General features: G+C 45.0%; 18 protein-coding genes and 1 tRNA gene. 12 read left to right on the plus strand and 7 right to left on the minus strand.

Annotated elements, in window-relative coordinates:
• The 4 genes from VIN08_RS22665 to hutI form a co-directional block, all read left to right on the plus strand.
• Positions 1–821 (plus strand): TonB-dependent receptor (locus VIN08_RS22665; protein WP_331970197.1); only part of this gene is annotated, 821 nt, incomplete at its 5' end.
• A gap of 265 nt (positions 822–1,086) precedes the next feature.
• Positions 1,087–3,597: a GAF domain-containing protein gene (locus VIN08_RS22670; protein WP_331970200.1), complete on the plus strand. Its 2,511-nt coding sequence runs from the start codon at positions 1,087–1,089 to the stop codon at positions 3,595–3,597.
• Positions 3,598–3,706: 109 nt separating this feature from the next.
• Positions 3,707–4,801: a hypothetical protein gene (locus VIN08_RS22675; RefSeq protein ID WP_331970203.1), complete on the plus strand. Its 1,095-nt coding sequence runs from the start codon at positions 3,707–3,709 to the stop codon at positions 4,799–4,801.
• A 124-nt stretch (positions 4,802–4,925) separates the two neighbouring features.
• Positions 4,926–6,158, plus strand: a complete 1,233-nt coding sequence (gene hutI / locus VIN08_RS22680; protein WP_331970206.1) for an imidazolonepropionase — start codon at positions 4,926–4,928, stop codon at positions 6,156–6,158.
• Between the two features lie 6 nt (positions 6,159–6,164).
• Here hutI and VIN08_RS22685 read toward each other — a convergent pair whose 3' ends face one another.
• A complete protein-coding gene (locus VIN08_RS22685) occupies positions 6,165–7,286 on the minus strand; it encodes a hypothetical protein (RefSeq protein WP_331970209.1) in 1,122 nt (373 codons plus the stop codon).
• A complete protein-coding gene (locus VIN08_RS22690) occupies positions 7,283–7,915 on the minus strand; it encodes an ABC transporter ATP-binding protein (protein ID WP_331970212.1) in 633 nt (210 codons plus the stop codon). The genes VIN08_RS22685 and VIN08_RS22690 overlap by 4 nt, the downstream gene beginning before the upstream one ends.
• 143 nt (positions 7,916–8,058) lie before the next feature.
• On the opposite strand from VIN08_RS22690, the gene VIN08_RS22695 reads away from it, so the two are divergent.
• Positions 8,059–8,421, plus strand: a complete 363-nt coding sequence (locus VIN08_RS22695) for a T9SS type A sorting domain-containing protein (protein ID WP_331970215.1) — start codon at positions 8,059–8,061, stop codon at positions 8,419–8,421.
• 36 nt (positions 8,422–8,457) lie between these two features.
• On the opposite strand, the gene VIN08_RS22700 is transcribed toward VIN08_RS22695, so the two are convergent.
• The 3 genes from VIN08_RS22700 to asnS form a co-directional block, all read right to left on the minus strand.
• The gene (locus VIN08_RS22700; RefSeq protein WP_331970218.1) at positions 8,458–9,489 is read right to left on the minus strand and encodes a low specificity L-threonine aldolase; all 1,032 of its coding nucleotides are present in this window, start codon (positions 9,487–9,489) and stop codon (positions 8,458–8,460) included.
• Positions 9,486–10,202 (minus strand): DUF1003 domain-containing protein, encoded by a 717-nt coding sequence (locus VIN08_RS22705; protein WP_331970221.1) that lies wholly within the window; start codon positions 10,200–10,202, stop codon positions 9,486–9,488. The genes VIN08_RS22700 and VIN08_RS22705 overlap by 4 nt, the downstream gene beginning before the upstream one ends.
• Positions 10,203–10,304: 102 nt before the next feature.
• The gene (asnS, locus tag VIN08_RS22710; RefSeq protein WP_331970223.1) at positions 10,305–11,738 is read right to left on the minus strand and encodes an asparagine--tRNA ligase; all 1,434 of its coding nucleotides are present in this window, start codon (positions 11,736–11,738) and stop codon (positions 10,305–10,307) included.
• Between the two features lie 305 nt (positions 11,739–12,043).
• On the opposite strand from asnS, the gene rpoN reads away from it, so the two are divergent.
• The 3 genes from rpoN to VIN08_RS22725 all read left to right on the plus strand — a co-directional run bounded on the left by rpoN (position 12,044) and on the right by VIN08_RS22725 (position 15,042).
• Entirely contained in the window at positions 12,044–13,510 is a 1,467-nt protein-coding gene (rpoN, locus tag VIN08_RS22715) for an RNA polymerase factor sigma-54 (protein WP_331970226.1), read from the plus strand.
• 47 nt (positions 13,511–13,557) lie between these two features.
• A complete protein-coding gene (locus VIN08_RS22720) occupies positions 13,558–14,181 on the plus strand; it encodes a hypothetical protein (protein ID WP_331970228.1) in 624 nt (207 codons plus the stop codon).
• A gap of 78 nt (positions 14,182–14,259) precedes the next feature.
• The gene (locus VIN08_RS22725; protein WP_331970231.1) at positions 14,260–15,042 is read left to right on the plus strand and encodes an enoyl-CoA hydratase-related protein; all 783 of its coding nucleotides are present in this window, start codon (positions 14,260–14,262) and stop codon (positions 15,040–15,042) included.
• Positions 15,043–15,137: 95 nt separating this feature from the next.
• Here VIN08_RS22725 and VIN08_RS22730 read toward each other — a convergent pair whose 3' ends face one another.
• Complete coding sequence (locus VIN08_RS22730; RefSeq protein ID WP_331970354.1) at positions 15,138–15,830, minus strand: outer membrane beta-barrel protein; 693 nt, start codon at positions 15,828–15,830, stop codon at positions 15,138–15,140.
• Positions 15,831–15,985: 155 nt separating this feature from the next.
• On the opposite strand from VIN08_RS22730, the gene VIN08_RS22735 reads away from it, so the two are divergent.
• Positions 15,986–16,059: transfer RNA gene (locus VIN08_RS22735), tRNA-Arg, on the plus strand.
• 761 nt (positions 16,060–16,820) lie between these two features.
• The gene (locus tag VIN08_RS22740; RefSeq protein ID WP_331970234.1) at positions 16,821–17,639 is read left to right on the plus strand and encodes a hypothetical protein; all 819 of its coding nucleotides are present in this window, start codon (positions 16,821–16,823) and stop codon (positions 17,637–17,639) included.
• A gap of 94 nt (positions 17,640–17,733) precedes the next feature.
• Here VIN08_RS22740 and VIN08_RS22745 read toward each other — a convergent pair whose 3' ends face one another.
• Positions 17,734–18,444: a hypothetical protein gene (locus VIN08_RS22745; RefSeq protein WP_331970236.1), complete on the minus strand. Its 711-nt coding sequence runs from the start codon at positions 18,442–18,444 to the stop codon at positions 17,734–17,736.
• 413 nt (positions 18,445–18,857) lie between these two features.
• Between VIN08_RS22745 and VIN08_RS22750 the strand changes: the two genes are divergently transcribed.
• Positions 18,858–22,589, plus strand: a complete 3,732-nt coding sequence (locus tag VIN08_RS22750) for a ThuA domain-containing protein (protein ID WP_331970239.1) — start codon at positions 18,858–18,860, stop codon at positions 22,587–22,589.
• Positions 22,590–22,623: 34 nt separating this feature from the next.
• Entirely contained in the window at positions 22,624–23,529 is a 906-nt protein-coding gene (locus tag VIN08_RS22755) for a sugar phosphate isomerase/epimerase (protein ID WP_331970241.1), read from the plus strand.
• The last annotated feature ends 16 nt before the right edge of the window (positions 23,530–23,545 follow it).

A 23,545-nucleotide genomic window follows, 5' to 3' on the forward strand; every position in this document is an offset into this window, starting at 1 on the left:
TAAATCTGAAGGCAAATATAGCGCGGGGCTATCGCGCTCCGAATATAACCGAGATCGCTTCCAATGGTCTTGATCCGGGAGCGCACATTATATACCTCGGCAACCGGAATTTTGTTCCGGAATTCTCACTGCAGGAAGACATCGGTATAACGGCACATTATAGCAATGTATCCGGCTCATTGAGTCTCTTCAATAACAATGTTGAAAACTACATTTACCTCTCATTATTGGTTGATGCCAACAACAACCCTGTAAAAGATGCGCAGGGAAATAAAACATACCAGTACGAGCAGGCATCGGCACAGCTATATGGAACAGAAGCAACGTTCACTCTTCATCCGGAAAAACTCAAGGGCTTTCGGTTCGATAACAGCTTTGCATTGATCTATGGTTTTAATCGTAAGTCGCAATTCAAAAATGAAAAACTGAATGGAGAATATCTTCCCTTGATACCTCCGATAAAATTTGTGAGCAGTGTATCGCAGAAGGTAGCGTTGCGATCTAAAGTAATAACGAGTGTTACAGCAAAAGCCGAAGCAGAATTTAACGCGGCACAAAACCGATACCTCGCTATTAACAACACGGAGACACAAACACCGGGCTATACTTTACTCAATGTTGGCATCTCGGCCGACATTGCGTATGCCGAAAGTAAAGTTGCACAGGTACAAGTGCAGGTCAACAACCTGCTGGACGAAGTATATCAATCTAATTTAAGCAGGCTCAAGTACTTTGAGTATTATAGTCAATCGTCCAACGGTCGCTCCGGCATCTATAACATGGGGCGGAATATTTGCATCAAGCTTGTGCTGCCGCTTTAAGAAATATAGGAAAGGATTATAATGGGGGGATGAGTCGATAAGTGGTGAAATGTTTCATCACGGGGTCTTCCTTTCTGTTTTCTCCTTCGAAAAGCAGCCATACCGATGTGTATCCTTGTCGGTTGTGCTCATGGAAAGAGTCTTTTCGTGATAAAGTTTCTCAAAACATTACTAATTCGATTGAAACCATACAATCCTTTTTCTTTTTGTCAGTCATATTACTAACTTTTCACCCCAAGCTTTACTGCTAACTTTTTTTGACTGCATGAAAAATCGCGCCTTGAAATACACGATCGCCTTTGGAGCTGTCGGACTGATCATTGCCATTCTTATCTCGTATGTTGAGCGTAGCACAGTCAGCACATATCAAAACAATCTTCCCTATATATCCCTGGGCGATAATATCAAGAACCGGGTAACACAGGCACACTTGTGGTTTGAAGAGCTGATGGCGGGTGATGCTACCCTTAATTATGAGCGTGATATTCAGCCGCTCTTTGTTACATCCAAAGAGATTCTGCAAACAGCGTACGAAGGCAAGGATAATGAGCTGGGTAAATTTAAACGTGATATTGACGAAGAGACGCGTGCCATTCTGAAAGAGTCTGTGATCAGCCTGGATAAACTGGTGGAAACTGCCCAGGAGCGCTGGAAGCTGAAACAACAGGAAAGAACCATCGAACCGGTGCGCGATAGTACCGGTGCTATCATTTCTTCTGTAGCCAGTGTGGGTGAAGAAGCAGGTGGCGCACTCGACCAGAAGTTTGATGCTAACTATGATGAATTTCAGAAGAAGATGGATCAGCTGATCAGTCATGTTGATGTGATTGTAAAAGCAGACTCTTCTTATATAAACTTTCTTTCATGGCTTTCCATACTCTTGTTGATTGCCGCTTTTGCTCTTTTATGTATACTGCTCTATCGCCTGCAAAGCAGCAGCGACAGCATGGTGCAGGAAAACAATGTGAGGCTGGAAGCACAGAACAAAGATGTGAGTTCGCTCACTGGCTTTGTGGAAGCTATATCTGCGGGGAACTATGACGTGGAGTTACAGGCTTTGGCTGATGCTGACCTGGGCACAACGCTCATGACTATGCGCAACAAGCTGCGTAACAATGCCGAAGACGACCGCAGACGCAACTGGTCTACTACCGGTTTGGCGCAGATAGGAGAGATACTCCGTACATCTACCTCTTCTACAGAAGAGCTCTTTGATAATATTATCAAGTTTGTGGTAAAATATACCAGAAGCAACCAGGGAGGTTTATTTGTATTGAATGAAGAGAACGAAGGCGAAAAGGATAAACAACTGGAACTGGTAGCATGCTATGCTTTTGAGCGCAAAAAATTTCTGAAAAAGAAAGTAGCAGCAGGCGAAGGATTGGTGGGCCAATGCTATATGGAAGGTGAGCGCATTTACCTGCTCGAAGTACCACAAGAATATGTATCGATCACATCCGGTTTAGGAGGTTCTAATCCCAACGCATTGTTGCTGGTGCCGCTCAAGGTAAATGAGCAGATATATGGTGTTATAGAATTGGCAACGTTCGGTAAATACCAGGAGTATGAAGTAGACCTGGTGGAGAAACTGGCGGAAAGTATAGCGTCTACTATATCTACGGTACGCGCCAATGAAAGTACCCGCATATTGCTGGAGCGCACACAACAGCAGGCCGAAGAGATGCGCGCGCAGGAAGAAGAGATGCGCCAGAACATGGAAGAACTGGAGGCTACACAGGAAGAGATGCGCAGAAAAGAAAAGCATATACAGAATATGCTCGATGGTGAGAAGCATCGTAACGATATCAGCCAGCGCAACCGTAAAGTATTAATGGAGCTTACCAAGAACCGCGATGTACAGTCCGGTAACTGGAATGCTGCACTGGAGAAAATTACTTCCACTATCTGTAATCAGCTTCACGTATCGCGATGCAGCGTGTGGTCGATCAACAGCCTGCGTAATAAACTTACCAACGAGAAACTATATAAGCAGCGCGATAAGGTTTTTGAATCGGGTATGGAACTGGTAGCGAAAGATTACCCGGGATATTTCGAAGCACTTACCGGTGAAGATATAATTGTAGCGAACGATGCTCTGACACATGCAGCAACACGCGAATTTACCGATACCTATTTCAACGCACTGGATATACGCTCACTGCTGGATGTACCCTTCTTTAATGAAGGCCGCATTGCCGGGGTGATATGCTGCGAACATCAGCATGAACAAAAGGCGTGGACGGAAGAAGATATAGAGTTCCTGAAGTCGTGTGCCGACCTCGTAACGGTGGCATACAATACCATGAAGATCAATACGATGATCGATAACCTGAACGATGCTCAGGAAACCCTGCAGACGATCATTGATAATATACCGCGCGCTGTATTCTGGAAAGATAAAGATCTGCGCTTCCAGGGATGTAATCGTATATTTGCTAATGTGGCCGGCCTCAAGTCGCACAAAGACCTGGTAGGTCATACCGACTTCGATATGCCATGGAAAGAACATGCCGAAGCATACCGTGCCGATGACCTGGCTGTAATGAATAGCCGCAAGGCGCGCCTCGACCTGGAAGAGAAGAATGTAAACAGCAATGGTGATGTATCGTGGGTGCTCACGAGTAAGGTGCCGGTAATGAACCAGCACGGAGAAGTAGTAGCTGTGTTGGGTATGTTTGAGGATATTACCGAGCGAAAACTGAAAGAAGCCGATATAGAAAGCAAGCTGAAGGAGCTCGAGCAGCTTAGAAAGATGCTCGAAAGCCGTACAAATTGATCATTTTTTATAGAAAGTATTACATCTGGCGGCACTGGAGTATTCAGGTAAAACAATTTTTAGCCTGACTTTTACTATTTTTACTGATTATTACTCAACTACCCGTATTATGAACCATCGCTTTCTCATGATTATGGCTGCGTGCATGACGCTTAGCGTCTCGCTTTTTGCGCAGGGCGAACGTAAGGATAAAACGGCCGTTACGTATGAAGAAATATATGACGAGCCGTATTCTGTCAACAAGTTATTTGTTGGACTCATGCCTTTGTATGGCGAATTATTTGCCACCAACGTAAACGCGGGGTTTGGTGCCGAAGCCGTTTATTACCACAAAGATAAAATGGACTTCCGGGTACATTTCCGGAAAACCTATAGCCAGCAGTTCTTTGATTTTGCCCGCGATCTTTCTACCAAGCAAAGCAGTGTAGATAACCGTGCAGAAGTATATAATTACTACGAATTTGGAGCAACCTACCACATCAAGGATTTTGAAGAGAGCTCCAAAACGAAAATGTTCCTCTATAAGAAAAGCTATAAAGGCGATAAGTGGGCAGCCCGTGTGCCGCTCAGTGCCGATGTACCCTGCAAGGTGCGCAAGATATATGGCATCCGTCTCGGAGGTATCATTTGGGATAGCTCTACCGACCTGGCCCGCGCACTCAGCGCTCAAAAACTGAATAACAACGTACTGGTTACTGCGGAAGGTAAACCTCTGCCATTGCAAGAGTATAACACCGCTGGTAAACAGGTAAACGTGCACCCATTTACCAATATATCATCCAAAGGGTTATATCTCGGGGGTTCTATGAGCTGGATTAAGAATGTAGCTGTTAACTTCGATAAGTTTGAAGAAGGCGTAGATGATCTGATGTTCACTGCGTATGCCGATATACTCTTTGCTCCTTCGCTTACACTCGATGATATAGTATATACTGATAAGTACGATGCTTCAACTCCTCAATATATAGGTACTCCTATAGCCGGTTCAACCGCTACCTATTCGGCAGATCCGTTAAAGACCAAGAAGATCGGTTTCCGTTTGGGTATTGACGGGCATTTTAACCGTCAGTTTGGTTGGTCGTATGGGGCAGAGGTTGGGTATCGCCCAAGCTTGCAGTCGAGAACATTCTATGCGCTGCTCAAGATCAGCTTCCCGGTATTCGGCACGAACCTGGATTACAAGGTAGAATCGTTCGGAAAATAATTAACGTGTTTAGGTTTGCAGGTGTGCACGTGTTTATGTGCGCCTGTCTTTTCTTTCAGACTAAATCTCATGTAGTCTTAGGGCTTTCTTTTGATTATTGTGGCGGGGTGCGTTACTTCGTCTCATGGCTGATTTGTTGATCCGGAATATAAAAGGATTAGTACAGGTACGTGAGGCAGGTATATATCGCGTGGCAGGCAAAGCTATGAGCGAACTGCCGGTGATAGAGCATGCCTATCTATATCTGAAGGATGGTTTGATACATGCCTACGGAAGCATGAACGAAGACCCCGGTATACATGCAGCCGAAGAGATTGACGCTACCGGCAGGTTTGTATTTCCTTCCTTTGTAGACTCTCATACGCATCTTGTTTTTGCAGCCAGTCGCGAAGAGGAATTTGTGATGAAGATCAAGGGCGCTTCGTATGCCGAGATCGCAGCAAAGGGCGGAGGTATAGTAAACTCTGCACGCAAACTTCAGCAAACTTCAGACGATGAATTATTCGAGCGGGCCATGCTTCGGGCGCACGAGATTATAGCAACCGGAACTGGAGCCGTAGAGATCAAGAGTGGCTACGGACTGACTACACGCGATGAGCTGCGCATGCTTCGTATAGCCAAACGCATTGGTCGCGAAACGCCACTTACGGTGAAAACTACATTTTTAGGTGCCCATGCTGTTCCGGCTGGTATAGCTCAACCCGATTATGTAAAGCTGGTGATCGATGAAATGATACCGGCCATAGCAGCCGAAAACCTGGCGGACTATATCGATGTATTTTGTGAGCAGGGATTCTTTACTGTGGATGAAACTGAAAGCATTGTAGAGGCCGGCAAGCGTTATGGTATGCGGCCGCGCATCCATGCGAATCAATTGCATCGCTCGGGTGGCGTGCAGGTAGGGGTGAAGACCGGAGCACTAAGTGTTGATCACCTTGAAAATATAGGAGACGAAGAAATTGAAGCGCTGAAGAAAAGCACCGTAATGCCAACGGCCCTGCCAGGCGCAGCGTTCTTTTTAGGTTTACCTTTTCCTCCCGCACGTCAGCTTGTGGAAGCTGGATTACCATTGGCTATAGCGTCTGACTATAATCCGGGTTCTGCCCCGAGTGGCAACATGCCTTTGATGGTGGCGCTCGCCTGTATAAAAATGAAAATGACTCCCGAGGAGGCTATCAATGCCGCTACGATCAATACCGCGGCAGCGCTTGAACTGGAGCATACACATGGCAGTATAACCCTAGGCAAAGTTGCCAATGTATATATCACGGCCCCCATGTCAAATATAGCCTATATGCCATACGCGTTTGGAAGCCGGGTGGTAGACCGCGTAATCCTCCACGGCAAAAGTATATAATACAGATCAGTGATGTATATCGGTCATGTCTATGGAATGCTCAAACCGGTAGTACAGGCGATTCCAGTTATATAGTCCCGCTGCTGCGAGCAATACTGCCAACACCCATAGTGGCACTGCAAACAGGATCAGCACAATCAGCGTCATCATTAGTATGAATATGCGTCTGTCCCATCGTTTCTGCATCCAGTTATGGATATAGAGGGTACTATATATAAACAGTATCATAGCAAAAAATAACAGTATACTTTGCAATAGTATAGGCAGCGAAAGATTTTTCGGGAAATAGGTAATGAGTAAACCAATTTCCAAAATTACCGATGGCAGCAGCGTTCCGGAAGTATAGAGCACCCGTTGTGAGAACCGCAGCGGTAATTGTCGCAGCACAGCAAAATGATAGTTTTCAAATTCGTGCAACGTTCCCAGCAAGGCCAGGTGTGCAGTGGCAATAATAACAACACCCATACCGAGCAGTCGGTGGTCATACGGCTCATCGGTATAGAGATAGCATACTGCCAGTAATATAGCAGTACTGAATACTTTTGTACCGATCAGTAGCCAGGCTTGCCTGCGAAGAATCCACTCGGTAAAGAAGATCGCATACGGCTTGTGAAATGTTTTGTCGAACCAGCGCTTTATACCACTTACCTTCTTTTCAAGATCGGGGTGATGAAGCGAATAATATAGTTGCCAGGCTGCGAACAGCATCAGCAGCAATAAAGTAACAATTACTATAGCGGCAGACTCTGGTCGGTTATTCTTCAATGCGATCAGTACCAGCAATACACCATACCCGGTAGCTGGCATCAACTGGTTGTTGAGCGTAGCGATCAGTGTGCTATACTGATCTTTTGCAGGCAAAAGTCTGAATACAAACAGAAATTCATTTTCGCCTCGCCTTAATACTTCCTTGTTAAAATTGATCACTTTAAAAGTATAGATTGCCCAGACTGTTGCCGGTATCAATATCATCAGCGGACTGCTAATGAAAGATTCGGCCAATGCTATATGATCTTGCCCACGCATAAAGCCGCCCGCTATTCCTACTACGAGTAAAAAGAAGCTCGCATTCTGTCGGTAAAATTCACGAACAAAAACAGCGGAGAAGATACGCGTTTCAGTTTTCATATCAGCTTCAGGCTTTTGTTTTCAATGCTATAGGTGGCCTTAACAGGAAGTATATCGGGCTCTAATAACTGATGAGAAGAGATCAGAAACGTTACCTGCTCTTCGGTGATGCGTTGCTGTATATAGGTGAGTAATATTTTTCGGGCCGCTTCATCGAGCGTGATAAGCGGTTCATCTAAAATGATAAGTTGTGGTTTGCCGAGGAACGCCAGTGCTACCGATACTTTCTTCAACATGCCGCTGGAGTGCGTCTCGAAAGGTTGCTCTGCATACGAAGCTATATCAAATGCATGGATGAGATGTTGCTGTTGATCAACTGAAGCGCCTTTTGCTTTACCTATAAATCGAAAGAGATCTTTGGGAGTAAGGAAGCCTGGGTAAAGCGGCTCTGCTTCGCTATAGCTCACGCGCTTACGGTATAGCACGGCATGTTGTGTAAGCTCTGTGCCATCATCAAAACGGATGGAACCTTCGCAGGGGTGAAGACCTGCCAATGCTTTGAAGAAAGTAGTTTTGCCCGAGCCATTTTGTCCTTTGATCCAGTATGCACCCGCTTCAAAGCGGGCTTCCGGAAGTGCCAGAATAAGCCTGTCACCGTATTTCTTGGAAAAGTTCTCGATGATCAACATTAAAATCCTGTTAGAGATAAAAATATTTTGGGTGTTGGTATAAACTTTTGGGGTGTTGGTAGCATCTAATCAATAACAATCTGGCTTTTACGCCAACTTTGGTTTAATATTTGTCGTACATATAGAAAATATAATTACACAACATGCGTTTTGCGAGATTAGTATTTGTGATGATGATCGCTGCGGCAGCCACCGGCACGGTGCTGGCCCAGGAACGCGAACAGTCGTCAGTTCAGGCCGAACACGTAGATATAGCTAAAACTGTTCAGATATTCCCCAATCCTGCTGTAGAGTTTGTGCATGTGCGCATCGAGCAGTTCAAAGCCCAGGATATCCGCCTTTCCCTGCATAACATTATCGGTAATGAAATGAGTATGGAAACCGAGATCGTGGATGAGCACGAACTGCGCGTACGCGTAAAGGACCTGGCTTCTGGATACTACCTCCTGGCTATGCGCGACAAGGACTCAAAGTTTAGCAGCACATTCAAGTTTGTAAAGAAATAACAGCCGTCTATCGACCGTATATACTTTCCTTTCTTCTTATTGACTTTTCTTCAGCAGTTCGCGTAGCTTGCTTCCAAAGTTTTTGATTTCCTCTTCGGTAGTATCAAACGAACACATCAGGCGAACTTCATACGTACGCTCATTCCAGATGTAAAAGTAATTTTGCTCCTGCAAAGCCGGAATGATAGCGGGCGGCAGAATAGCAAATATACCGTTGGCGTATACTGGCTGCGTTATTTCAATGCCGGAAGTTCTCAGCTCCTGCTCCAGTAATTTTGCCATGTTATTACAATGCCCGGCATTGCGCTTCCACAGATCGTTGGAGAGTAATGCCTCAAACTGGGCACTGATAAAGCGCATCTTCGAGTGAAGCTGCATACCTTGTTTACGTATATACTTGAAGTATTTGGCCGGTGCCGGGTTAAAGAAGATCACCGCCTCACCGAACATCATACCATTCTTGGTGCCACCAAAGGAGAGTACATCTACACCAGCATCGCGGGTAAACGAAGCGAAGTCTTTCCCCAGGCTTACGGCAGCATTGGCAATTCTGGAACCATCCATGTGAAAGTATAGATTGTTCTTTTTGGCAACCGCTGCAATCGCCTTTACTTCTTCAATAGTATATACCGTTCCGTATTCGGTAGATTGTGAGATCGAGATAACGCCCGCCTGTGGATGATGCTGATCATCTACCCGTTGTATCTTATTCTCAATTTCGTGCGGGTATATCTTGCCATCTTTCGTGGGGATTGTTACCAGCTTGCAGCCCAGAAATTTTTCAGGCGCTGTAGATTCATCTACATTGATGTGCGCCAGATCTGAACAGATAATGGAATTGAACGAACGCGTAAGCGAACTCAACCCCAATACATTAGCACCCGTGCCGTTGTAAGCGAAATATACTTCTATATCATTTCCAAAATACGTTTTGAATTTCGCGATGGCGCGTTCGGTATATTCATCTGCACCGTAAGAACCTGCATGACCCGTGTTTGCGCGTAATAATGCTTCCATTACTTCAGGGTGTACGCCCGAGTAATTATCGCTGGCAAAAGTCTTCTTCATTCGTGTTTGTCTTTCGATTTATGATTGAGCTTGTCGAGTATATCATCCATCAGGTCAACCTGCAGTTGTTGGATCTCCAGCAGTCGCTGATTTTGTTGTAGCAGCAAGTGATCGATCTTTTCGTGAAGCAACCTGATCTCGAGTTCTGCTTTCAGATTTACTTTATAGTCGTGCTCCGAGCGCATGCGGTCTTTCGCTTCCTGCCGGTTCTGACTCATCATAATGATAGGCGCTTGTATAGCGGCCAGGCAGGAGAGTATAAGATTGAGGAGGATAAACGGGTATGGATCGAATGGTCGTGTTACGAGTATAAATATATTGACGATCATCCAGAGAATCAGGAACGAGAAGAAGGCTATAATAAAAGTCCAGCTTCCGCCAAAAGTAGCGATCCGGTCGGCCAGGCGATCACCAAAACTGAGTTTACTATCAATAGTAGGCTCAATGTTGCTTACCAGCAGTTCATTCTCATTGACGCTGCGCAAAACATCTTTCTCGAGTTTGGATAATTCTTTACCCTCCGAACGGAGAAGATGCTCCATAAACTTCTTCCGGTACTTCATCAATTCCTCCAGCGATATATAGGAGTCGGTAGTAAAACTTCGGTGGTCAGACTGGATCATCCGTAATATACCGGGACGAATCTGGTGACCCTTTACAACCTGTGAGGGAGGAAGTTCTTTATTGGAGATATGACACTTTACCTTTTGCATAGCACTGCGAAATTTAGGAGTAATTTCTGAGGAAAGCCTGTAGGCCAGAGGTAAAGGAAGCGCCATTCATGGAATTTATACCGATGAATAGCGCAGTATATTTTAGAACTCTGCATTGCCCGGAAAGCGCGGGTATGCTATAACATCGCGTATGTTGGTCATGCCGGTAACAAACAGAATGAGGCGTTCAAAGCCCAGACCGAAACCAGCGTGAGGAGCCGAACCGAACTTGCGCAGATCGAGATACCACCACAAATCTTTTTCAGGCAGGTGTAATTCGTTTACACGTTTCAGCAGGCGCTCATAACGTTCTTCACGTTGTGAACCACCAATGATCTCGCCAATGCCCGGGAAGAGTACATCCATAGCGGCAACGGTTTTATCGTCATCGTTCTGGCGCATATAAAATGCCTTGATGTCTTTCGGATAGTTATACAGGATCACCGGCTTCTTGAAATGCTTCTCTACCAGGAAGCGCTCATGCTCGGATTGCAGATCCACCCCCCATTCCTCCACGAGGTATTGGAATTTCTTTTTCTTGTTCGGGTTGGAGTTCTTGAGTATATCAATCGCCTCCGTATAGGACAACCGTTGGAAGTCGTTATCAGCAACAAACTTCAGGCGATCGATAAGCCCCAACTCGCTGCGTTGCTCCTGTGGTTTGGTCTGCTCTTCTTCCTGCGCGCGCTTGTTGAGAAACTCCAGGTCTTCTGCACAGTTCTCCAACGCATAGCGCACCAGGTATTGCAGAAACTCCTGCGCCAGTTGCATGTTGTCGTTAATATCATAGAACGCCATCTCGGGTTCTATCATCCAGAACTCCGCCAGGTGCCGTGTAGTGTTAGAGTTCTCTGCGCGGAACGTAGGACCGAAAGTATAAATATCGCCCAGTGCCAACGCATAGGTTTCGCCTTCCAATTGCCCGGATACCGTAAGGTTCGTTTCACGTCCGAAGAAATCTTCCTTGAAATTTATAGTACCATCTTCATTGCGTGGCGGGTTGTTTGCATCCAGTGTAGTAACGCGAAACATAGCACCGGCACCTTCGGCATCCGAGCCGGTAATGATCGGTGTATGGATATAAAAGAAGCCGCGATCGTTAAAGAATTTATGTACAGCAAACGCCATGGCGTGACGCACGCGCATTACAGCACTAAATGTATTGGTGCGCGAACGCAGGTGAGCAATCTCGCGAAGAAATTCAAGTGAATGTTTCTTGGGCTGAAGTGGAAATTTTTCTGCATCGCTATCGCCTAATATCTCCAGTAGTTTTACTTTTACTTCTACCGCCTGACCTTTCGCGGGTGAAGGAATCAATTCGCCTGTAATAGATAAACATGCACCGGTAGTGATGCGCTTCAACGTTTCATCATCAATGGAATTTAACTCCACTACCGCCTGCAGATTATTGATCGTAGAACCATCGTTGATAGATATAAACTGATTGTTACGAAAGGTTCTTACCCAACCTTTTACAGTAACTGTTTGACCTTCAGGTTTTGTGAGGAGGAGTTCTTTGATCTTGATGCGTTTCATGGAAATGTTAATTTACCGTTATACGTTAATGGGTTATATGCTATTCGTCAGGAGTGTTTCGCTTCAGGCGAATCACGGTTAACGAGTAACAGATAACGATTAACGGTTAACAGGGGACGCAAAAAACGAAAAAACTTGGGAGTTTTGAAAGAAGTATATAAGCCGATACGGTGCCAATAAGACTATAAAATGAATATTAAGGCTGTGGATTGGCCGCGTTGGGAGGACAGGTAATATCTGTGGACTGGACTATTTTTTTAAATTTGCATAGTCTTTGATCTACCGATCTAAACAAGGATTTTTTAATGCAGAAACTCGGATTAAGTCAGTCGTTACAACAAAAGCTATCGCCTCAGCAGATACAGTTCATCAAGCTGCTGCAGGTACCTACAGCCGAGCTTGAGACCAGGATCGAGGAGGAACTGGAAATAAATCCTGCTTTGGAAGAAGGTGAAGGCGAGGCCGAGGGTGAAGAACCCGAGAAAGCCGAAGACAACTTTGAAGAGCAGGAGTACCAGGAAACTTCCGGAAGCGAGGATGAGGTAGACATCAAAGATTACCTGCGCGATGATGATTATAGCGGCTATAAAATGCAGGGCGATGGCGATGAAGATGATGACCGCGATATGCCGCTACCCATGTCCACCTCATTGCACGAGCAATTGATGGATCAACTGGATTTTCTCGGACTGGATGAAAAGAACTATACCATTGGTAAACAACTGGTGGGAAGTATAGAGGGTGACGGGTATATACGCAGAGACCTGGAAGCTATTGTAAACGACCTGGCGTTTTCCCAAGGTATAGAAGCAACGGTAGAAGAAGTTGAAGCCGTACTCAAGAAGATACAGACCTTCGATCCGCCCGGTATAGCCGCGCGAAATTTACAGGAGTGCTTATTGCTGCAGCTTGAACGCATGGACAATGGCCATGATATAGATGTAGCGGTTGCCAAGAAAATAATTACCGAGTGCTACGATGAGTTTACCAAGAAGCACTACCAGAAGATACAGAAGAAACTGGAAACGGAAGACGAAGAGTTTGTTCGTGATGCCGTAGATCTGATCGTGAAGCTGAACCCCAAACCCGGAGGCAGCAGCGCACCATCCATGGTAAAGAACCAGTATATCATTCCTGATTTTATACTTACCAACAATAACGGCAAGCTCGAACTTGCGCTTAACTCGCGCAATGCTCCCGAGTTGCGCATCAGTCGCTCGTATACCGAAATGTTCAAGGCATACGACAAGAGCGATAAGAAAGATAAAAAGCTGAAAGAAGCGGTATCGTTCGTGAAGCAGAAGCTCGATGCTGCAAAATGGTTTATCGATGCCATCAAGCAACGCCAGCAGACCTTGCTGAAAACGATGCGTGCCATTGTAGATTTTCAGTACGACTTTTTCCTGGAAGGTGATGAAACGAAACTGAAGCCGATGATATTGAAAGATATAGCCACCATGATTGGTATGGATATATCTACCGTATCGCGTGTGGCCAGCAGTAAGGCGGTGCAGACCGATTTCGGAATTTACCCGCTCAAGTATTTCTTCTCCGAAGGTATATCTACCGATTCAGGAGAAGAAGTGAGTAGCCGTGAAGTAAAACAGATCATCAAAGATATTATCGAGGCGGAAGACAAGAACAAGCCGCTCTCTGACGATAAGCTCGAAAAGATACTGAATGATAAAGGGTATAATATTGCCCGCAGAACGGTTGCCAAATACAGAGAGCAACTGAATATACCCGTTGCACGGCTTCGTAAAGAACTATAGCCGATGTTGGGATCATCTTTTCATTCAACCCTAAATCCTGTAGCCGCGTGAATTTTCTGGCGAAAGTAATCTCCTATGTGTTCCATCCCTTGCTGATGGTAACCTATATGTTCTCTTTGTTTGCCCTGTACTTTCCGCTTGGGCTTGACCCGCTCAAGATCGATGCCCAGTGGACGTTTATACTGATCATTTTTGGCTTCACGTTTTTGCTGCCTGCTGTTAATATAGGGTTGCTCAAATTGTTTGGCTCCATCAAAAGCGTTACACTTGTTAACCGCAGAGAGCGCATCATTCCGTTTATTTTTATTGCTATACTATATCTCGTTATCACCTACTTGTTCTATTCTAAAACAGGGGTGAGCTTTAACGATAATCTCTTCAAGTTTCTGCTTATTGCCGATGCTCTGGTGGTGATCTCTGCTATTGCTACCATGTTCTATAAAGTAAGTATACATAGCCTCGCAGCCTGGGGATTTATAGGCATCATTGTGCCACTGAACGGTCTCTCGGAAAATGGTGCGTTGTTCTATCCTTCGCTGGCAGCGATTGTTATCACCGGACTGGTTATGTCATCGCGATTGCAGTTGCAGGTACACTCCGCACGCGAAGTAATGATCGGGGGAATCCTCGGCCTTGCCACCAGCTTTGCGGGCATGGTGGTTTTGTTTTAAAGTGCTTATCTTCAGCTTTTCAAAAAAACAAAATTCAATACCTGAAAAGGTATACGTTATACTTTTTATCCGCAGCTTATGAGCTATACCTGTATCACCTATACAGTGAGTGATGGCGTTGCCACCATAACACTGAATCGCCCAGTAGTATATAATGCACTCAATGATGAGATCACCTACGAGCTACAGGATGCACTGAAAGCCGTAGCGAAAGATGATGCCGTTCGCGTAGTGGTGTTAACCGGAGCCGGTAAAGCTTTTTGTTCAGGACAGGATTTGAAAGCCGCTGCCGGCACAGAGAAGCGCTCCTTTATAGACTCGCTGCACAAGCGCTATAATCCGATTATCCGCGCGATGCGTAATTTACCCAAGCCCATTGTAGGCCGACTCAACGGAGTGGCTGCTGGCGCAGGATGTTCGCTGGCACTGGCGTGCGATATACTTGTAGCTTCGGAAGAAGCAACGCTTATAGAAGTGTTTGTAAATATAGGGTTGGTGCCCGACTCGGGCTCATCGTATTTTCTTCCGCGCCTGGTAGGCATGGCCAAAGCATTTGAACTTTGCAGCATGGGCAGCAAGGTAAAAGCGAGTGAAGCTCTTCAGCTCGGACTGGTAAATAAAGTAGCACCGGCTGACCAACTTGATGCTGCTGTAAAAATCTATACTGATTATTTTGCCATGGCACCCACTAAATCTATTGGACTGATAAAAAAGATGCTGCAGAAAGCATCAACGGCATCCCTGGACGAAATGTTGGAGTATGAAGCCTATTGCCAGGAGATTGCCGGCAATACAGAAGACTATCGCGAAGGTGTAAATGCCTTCCTGGAAAAAAGAAAGCCCTCTTTCAAGGGCAAATAACTTGAAATTTATTTTCTCCCACAGATCTCGCAGCGTTATGCAGATGTATAGATTTTGATTCTGTATATCTGTAAAATCTGTGGGAGCTATTGTATTTAGAAACTGGCCAGTGATATACCGATCGTCATCGTATTGAAGTCGGTAACTTTGCTGTCTTGCGTAGGACCTTTGCCGGTCTTGAACAGGTTGGTCATGTTATAATATCCGAACACACTAAAATTACCAACGCCAACTTTAACATAAGCACCGTAGCGGAACTTGGTTAAGTTGAAGTCTTGCTTGTCCTTCAGTTTTTTTACTTCACCGTTTTCAGAATATTTGATTTTTGTGAAAGAATCAAAAAGATAGCCTACGCGACCACCCACAGATGCTTTGAAACTGCGGGCCGGGTCTTCCGGATTACTGCGGAAACAAATTTCCACAGGCACTTCAAAGTAGTTGGTGATGAGCTGCGACTTCTTGGTTCCATCACGACCCGCCTGCGCTGGCGATACCATCAGCAGCGTGCTACCATTATAGTCGAGAGTATATTTGTTGGTGAATTTATAGCGCTCCAGGCTAAAGCCCACACCTGGCACAAAGCTGAAGTTTGATTTCAGAATGCGCATTTCATATTGATAGTATACGTTCAAGGTACGCGATCCCCAGAAACCAGTCTTAAAGTTGCTGGGAGCTCCTGAAGCACGATTCACACCCAGTTCCAGTACAAAAGTACCTGGTATATCGGGTCTGCCAGTTCTTTTGGTAGTGGTAGTAGTTGTTGCTTCCTGTCCGAAGGCAGGGATCATCAAAACTGATAAAAATAATAGAGCCGCGAATTTTCTCATGTTAGCCTGTCTGTCAGTAAAATAAAGGTTCAAAAATAGCTTTTTTGTTGGCAGAGCCAAACGTTGTGTTTTGTCAAGTGAATTAATTCTTTACATTTGCAGTCCCAAATTTAACCGCACTCGTAGCTCAATTGAATAGAGCATCTGACTACGGATCAGAAGGTTCGGGGTTTGAATCCCTGCGAGTGCACTTGTAAAGCCGAAGAGTAATCTTTGGCTTTTTTATTTTACAGTATTTCAACTCCTATAGCTCAATTTATAGAGCACCCCGACCGAGTCGGGGAGGTTCGGGGTTTGAATCCCTGCGAGTGCACTATCGAAAGCCGAAGATTAATCTTTGGCTTTTTTATTTTACACTACTTCAATTCCTATAGCTCAATTTTATAGAGCACCCCGACCGAGTCGGGGAGGTTCGGGTTTAGAATCCCTGCGAGTGCACTTTAAGGATCAATCCCAAGAAAATTGTGGTGTTGATCCTTTTATGTACAGATGTTTCAGGTACCTGTAAAAGTTTTATCGTGATCTGTTCATTTTTTCTTTTAATATCAAAACGCAATTCTTTGTTTGGGCTGCAGGATTTCAAAAACTCATTGTTCAGAATGCCTTAGCCCGATAGACTAACGCTCTGTGTGACGATTCAGTACATGGGCCGCGGAAAAGGTCTTTGCTAACCTCGCACCTGGCAAAGCCCCAGGGTCGTTGGTTTGTATCTTGTGTGTTATTGATTCATGCCAAAAGTGCACAGCGTAAGAGCAATACAAATCCATCTATAGTTTTCATAACACTACAAATTTCATCAGCATCCAGTAGCCAATGCGTTGAACATGCCACATCTTAATGTAGCACCCATGTTGATGTGGGGATGAATGAATATATGTCCGGGCCTTCGTAACTTTTTTCCAAAGTTACCCTGTGTGTATATAAACATCATTTAATCTTCAAACTTTACCTATGAAAAAGATCATCCTAAGCCTTTTCTTATTACTAATGGCCGCTGTTGCCTCAGCGCAGTTTTATGTGCGCGCCAATGTCGGCTATAATATACCTGTGAACAACGATCTCATCGGTCAGAACTATAGCTACGCAAACGCTGATGCCGGATACGTAGAAAAATTCAAAAGTGTCTACGGAAGTTACGGTGCAGGCACGTCCATCCGTGCAGCCGTAGGCGGATCATTATCCAACGGAATTTTTGGTTACGATGTAGAGGTTGGTTATCTCTTCGGTAAGCAATATACCTATACCAACAGTTATCAGTATTCTGAAAGCGAAGGCAGTGTAAAAACAACCAGGTCTGCCAAGTCTTTTCAGATCAGTCCGTCATTTACATTTACCACAGGCGATGGAAAGTTTCAACCATTCGCCCGCGTTGGCCCCGTACTAGCTGTCAGCTCCATACAGCAGAAACAGAATACAGATAGTGATTACGGAACACAGAAATACTCAGAAGTGCTTCAATACAAATATTCAGGAGGAATAAGTGTTGGGTTCAAAGGCGCGATTGGCGTGTCATACAGTATAGCACCCAAAATGCAGTTGTATGCCGAGGTTGATTTCGTGAGTTTGTCGTATTCGCCCAGTAAACGGAAGACAACGAAGTACGATGTTAACGGGCAGGACAGTTTGGGTAACATACCTGACGACCAAAAGGAGATCGACCTGAAAAAGGAATTTGAAACCGTGAGTGAAGAGGGTGAGCCTCCGATGCGCGAGTCGTATTCCATGGGATCGGCAGGTCTGCAGTTCGGTGTGAAGTTTACACTGAAGTAGATCGTGTCGTAAGCTTGCAGTGCAAGAGATATATACCTACATCTTCAAATCTGTCTGAAGATGTAGGCTATAATAATACGATGACCAGTATGCACTACATACTGGTCATTGCATTAAACAAAGTCTGAAGAGATTCAGCATTCTGAAAATCAACTTCATTCTGTAACAGATATTGATTAAGCGCTTCCTTCTTATCCGGATAAGCTTTCAATAAACTCTTCTTATCCGCTTTAACAAAAGAACCTTTTGCATTTCTGAAATAGTAATGCGTCTTCTTTCTATAGATGATATCAACCTTCTCTACCATTTTCAAGGCTAGTCCTGAGGCAGTTCCGGCTCCCGTTGTTATCTGGCTGTTATACGAACCGTTAGACGTTGTGCTGGAAGTACCCGAGTTAGGCTGGCGTCTTCTGTCGGCTACATCAATGCTCTCCATTTTGCCAAACATAACATTGGCATTCTCTGCCATACGCTGCACATAGCCGATATCTGCCTGGTAATAGAATACATCATTTCCAATAGCAACATTCTTTATAGTCTCGGTATCGCTTAAGGCAAGCGTATCTTTTCCTTGTATAAAATCTATTTCTCGGGTAAACCGGTTAAAGTTCATCATACCACTGCCAACGTGGTTATTTTTAAAATATACTTTCCCCGAAGTAAAAGTTGGGAATAAATAGATGTCAGCATAGGAGAAGGTGTCTTTCGGGCGAGTTCCTTCTTTCACCACATATTTTTGATCGTCCTGTGCTGTTGCTATACCACTGAAGAGAACAGCGCAAATAAAAAGGATGTAAAGTTTCATAACTCAATGTACACGAAAGCCCTTTTCAGGGCAACTACTATTTTGTGTAGGTTGAATTTGTTTACACGGTTGCGCAGGATGGGTTTTAAAAGACCTCGTTCAGCTGATATCATTGGTAAAGACTGGTTCGTATGTGTTTTGCCTGCATTTTTATACGAAGTACCATGTTGCGATGACTCTACCTTCTTTTTATCAGTATATATTATTATAGAGAGTGTGTCCGGATTGAACGAAAGGATGTGACACTACACGTTATTTTCGTGCGGTTAAACGTTTATTCTGCTTTATTGTGTTTCTGATACGCAATGGAAGTACGTTGGCGTATTTTGTATTAGTATTTTTAGAAGTAATGTGTATCTTGTACACATTGATGCACCCCAAACCATCACTACTTTAAAAAAATACAATCACGCATGAAAGTGTACAGCGCATTGACCAAAGCCCTTTACGGTCTTGTTACTACAGTACTTGTACTGGTGTTTACGTTTAGCCGGCCCGTTGTGGAGCCGCCCCGTATTTTGGTATTTACAAAAACCGATGGATTTCGCCATACCTCCATCGAAGCAGGTAAAGCTGCTTTTGAAAAGATGGCAACTGAAAAAGGATTTGCAGCAGACTTTACAGAAGATGCTGCTCTCTTTAAAACCGAAAATCTGAAGAAGTATAATGCCGTTGTTTTTCTGAATACAACAGGCGATGTTCTCAACCCGGAACAGCAATCTGAATTTGAAAGATATATACAGGCAGGTGGAGGATATCTCGGCATTCACGCAGCTACCGACTGCGAATACGACTGGCCCTGGTATGGTCAACTCGCGGGTGCCTATTTTCTTGATCACCCGAATCCCAACAATATACAGAAGGGTAAATTTTATGTAGTGGAGAAAGATCATTGGGCTACGAAAGGAATGCCCGATACGTTTGAGCGCACCGATGAGTTCTATAGCTTCAAACGCATCGATCCCAGCATTCATGTATTGGTAAAGATTGATGAGAAGTCATACCAGGGAGGAAAGAATGGAGCGGATCATCCCATGAGCTGGTATCATGACTTTGATGGAGGCCGTGCTTTCTATACTGCTATGGGGCATACGGATGAGACTTTTTCGGAACCACTCTTCCTCAACCATATATGGGCTGGCTTGCAGTACGCCATGGGCGGTGATGCACCGGCTCCGTTAGATTTCACCAAATCAAAACCCGAAGAGAATCGCTTTTCAAAAGTAATTCTGGAAGAAAAGCTGAATGAACCGATGGAGCTGAGTGTACTGAATGATGGACGTATACTCTTTATAGAGCGTCACGGTGCTGTGCGGCTCTATAATCTGAAAACAAAGAAGCTCAAGACGATTGCCACTATCCCTGTAAGCACCAAGTATAAAGATAAAGAAGGAAAAATATCAGAAGCGGAAGATGGTTTACTCGGGCTGAACAAAGATCCCAACTTTGCCACCAATCACTGGATATACCTTTTCTACTCGGAACCGACAAAATCACAAAATATACTTACACGCTATACCCTTGTAGGCGATGTACTGGATCAAGCGTCCAAGAAAGTATTGCTGGCGGTTCCTACACAACGCGAGCAATGCTGCCACACCGGTGGTTCTATAGCGTGGGATAAAGATGGAAATTTATACCTATCAACAGGCGATAATACGAGTCCGCGTGAAGTAGCGTATGCACCAATCGATGAGCGGCCTGGTAAAGCTCCATGGGATGCACAGAAGTCATCATCCAATACCAATGATCTTCGCGGGAAGATTATCCGCATCAAACCAAAAGCCGATGGCACCTATACTATACCGGAAGGAAATCTTTTTCCGAAGGGCACTGCCCTTACCCGTCCTGAAATATATACCATGGGGCATCGAAATCCTTTCCGTATTTCAGTAGATCAGCGAACCGGCTTTGTATACTGGGGCGAAGTGGGGCCGGATGCGAGCACACCGGATTCATTGCGTGGTCCGGAAGGACAAGATGAAGTAGGCCAGGCACGCAAGGCTGGTAATTTTGGCTGGCCCTATTTTGTGGGCGATAATAAAGCCTATAATAAATTTGATTTTGCTACCAATCAATCCGGAGAGAAATATGATGCGGCAAAGCCTGTCAATAATTCTCCCAACAATACAGGGCTTAAAGAACTTCCTCCTGCACAGAAAGCTTTCATCTGGTATCCGTATGGCGAGTCGAAAGAGTTTCCATTGGTAGGCTCGGGTGGAAGAAATGCCATGGCTGGTCCTGTGTTTTATAGCGATGATTTCAAAACAGCAGCACGGCCGTTCCCTAAATATTATAACGGTAAACTTTTTACATACGACTGGATGCGCGGCTGGATCATGGCTGTAACGCTGGATAAAGACGGGAACTATATTTCGATGGAACACTTTATGCCAAGCTATAGATTTAGCAACCCGATGGATATGGAGTTTGCTGCCAATGGCGATCTATATATGTTGGAGTATGGCTCAGGCTGGTTTACCGGTAATGATGATGCGCGACTTATTCGCATCGAGTATAATGGAGGTAATCGTAAGCCGGTGATAGAATTAGCAGCCGATAAATTGGGAGGCTCCGTTCCATTCACGGTTACACTGTCATCCAAAGGAACAAAAGATGTAGATGGCGATCCGCTGAAATATACCTGGAAAATCACTTCCAAAACCGGCTTCGCTAAAACAATTAACGAACCGGAAGCGCAGATCACATTGTCCAAACCGGATATATATAAAGCTACACTGGTAGTGGCAGATGATAAGGGAGGTATATCTTCGCGGTCACTGGAACTCACCGCAGGTAACGAACCTCCTGTACTCACATTCGATATCGGCAAGAATAACAAATCGTTCTACTTCCCGGGCAAAACGTATAGCTATGCCGTTGCAGTAACCGATAAGGAAGATGGTTCGCTTGCTAATGGAAAGATCAAACCGGAGCAGGTAGTGGTAAATATCGATTACCTCGCAGAAGGTTTTGATAAAGCCGAGATCGCACAAGGACATCGCACGGCAGAAGCTGCGGTAAACGTATCGAAGGGGTTGAAGCTGATTGAAGGCAGCGATTGTAAGGCCTGCCACGGTATCGATAAAAAATCCATTGGCCCGGCCTATCGTGAAGTGGCGCTGAAGTATAAAGGTAAAGCTGGTGCTGTAGAGAATCTTACCAAGAAAGTTATTTCCGGTGGCAGCGGAGTTTGGGGCGATGTGCCAATGGCAGCACACCCGCAGTTAACAGCAGCCGATGCTTCGGAAATGGTAAAGTATATTATGAGCCTGGGCGATGAAAAACCAAAAGTAAGGTCGCTGCCGGTAAAAGGAACCTATACCACCAAAACACCTGCTGGCGACAAAGGCACCGGAGTATATATATTCCGCGCCTCATACAGAGATCGCGGATCGAATGGTTTACCATCTATAGGTTCGGAAGAAACATTTACATTGCGCAATCCTGCTATCAACACAACCAAGTTCGATGTATTCGATAATGTAACCAAGATGTCGTATGGAGGCAACAGCTTTGTTATACCGAGCAAATCCGGAAGCTCCATAGGATTGAAACAGGTTGATGTTACCGGCATTGCGCAACTTGAGCTGATGGCCATGGCCCCAAAGGCACAACTCAATGCAGAAGGCGGTATTATAGAATTGCACATTGATTCACCTAAAGGTAAACTGATTGGCAAAACAGAATTTATAGGCGATACTCCCGGTGGAGGCTTTGCCGGTAAACCAGTGTCGCTGCCGGTAGAACCAACGGAGGGGGTACACGATCTATACCTCGTATTCCAGAACCCGCAAGCCAAGGCTGCGCAATCGCTTATGATTGTGATAAGTGCTACGTTCAAGGCATCATCCGATGGTGAGGGAACTGCCGCGCTCAATTACTCGGCCAGCGATCTCAATATATATACCGGTAAGTATAAAATGACGGGCTTACCTTTTCCATTCGTGGAGGTAAGTGTAAAGGAAGGTAAACTGATGATGGATGCCGGTGGCCAGGTAGGTGAGATCAAACCGACTGATACAGCCGACAAGTTCGATGCAGACGGGAGAGCTACAATACTGTTTATCCGCAATGGCGATAAGAAAGTCACTACGTTAAAAATGGATGCTATGGGCTTCAGCTTTGATGGCGTTAAAGAATAATTCAGGAACATTAATCGATCACAAAATATAGTATATGATAAACCGAAGAGATTTTTTACGCAACTCGGGCGCCATGGCGCTGGGTGCTATAGCACTGTCAGGAACCGCGAAAGCATTTTTACTGAAAGATAAATTGCCGCCTGCAGGCGTACAGCTTTTTACATTCTTCCCCAAGATGGATAGCGATGTAAAAGGTACGTTGCAAAAGATAGCATCCGTTGGCTATAAAGAAGTAGAGTCAGCATTCAGTATGAAAGGTGGCTACTATGGGATGAAGTCAACCGAGTTTGCATCGCTGGTAAAAGATATAGGGCTCGGGTGGAAATCACACCACGTGTTAGGAACACCCTATATAAATCCGGCTACCGGTAAACCAATGACCGACCAGCAGGGAAACGCCATGCGTACACTGCGCGATAATTACCAGGAGCTGATTGATGAAGTAGCAGCTGCCGGAGTGCCCTATATAGTTTGTGCTATGACTGCCTTTGGTAATACTGAAGAATTGAAGACATCCATTGATACACTGAATAAATCAGCGGAAGCTGCGAAGAAGGCCGGTATAACATTGGCCTATCACAACCACGATAAAGAATTTACGTCACTGGATGGTAAAGTTGTTTACGATACATTCCTCAGTGAAATTACTCCCGACATGAAAATGGAACTCGATCTGTGCTGGGTCACCAAAGCAGGTGTAGATCCGGTAGAGATGTTCAAGAAAAATCCGGGCCGTTATCCGCTGTGGCACGTAAAAGATATCGATAAAGATTTTACCGGCCCTCAACCGGTTGGTACAGGCGTGGTAAATTTCAAACGCATCTTCGAGAATGCAAAAACAGCCGGCTTGCAACATTACTTTGTAGAACACGACATGCCTGCCGATGCCGTGCAGAGCATTACCACAAGCTATAACAATTTGAAGAAGATCCTTGGTTGATAGAGTGGCTGCTGGC

Origin of the sequence: Ohtaekwangia sp. (assembly GCF_036568665.1) — a bacterium.
Lineage (GTDB): Bacteria > Bacteroidota > Bacteroidia > Cytophagales > Cyclobacteriaceae > Ohtaekwangia.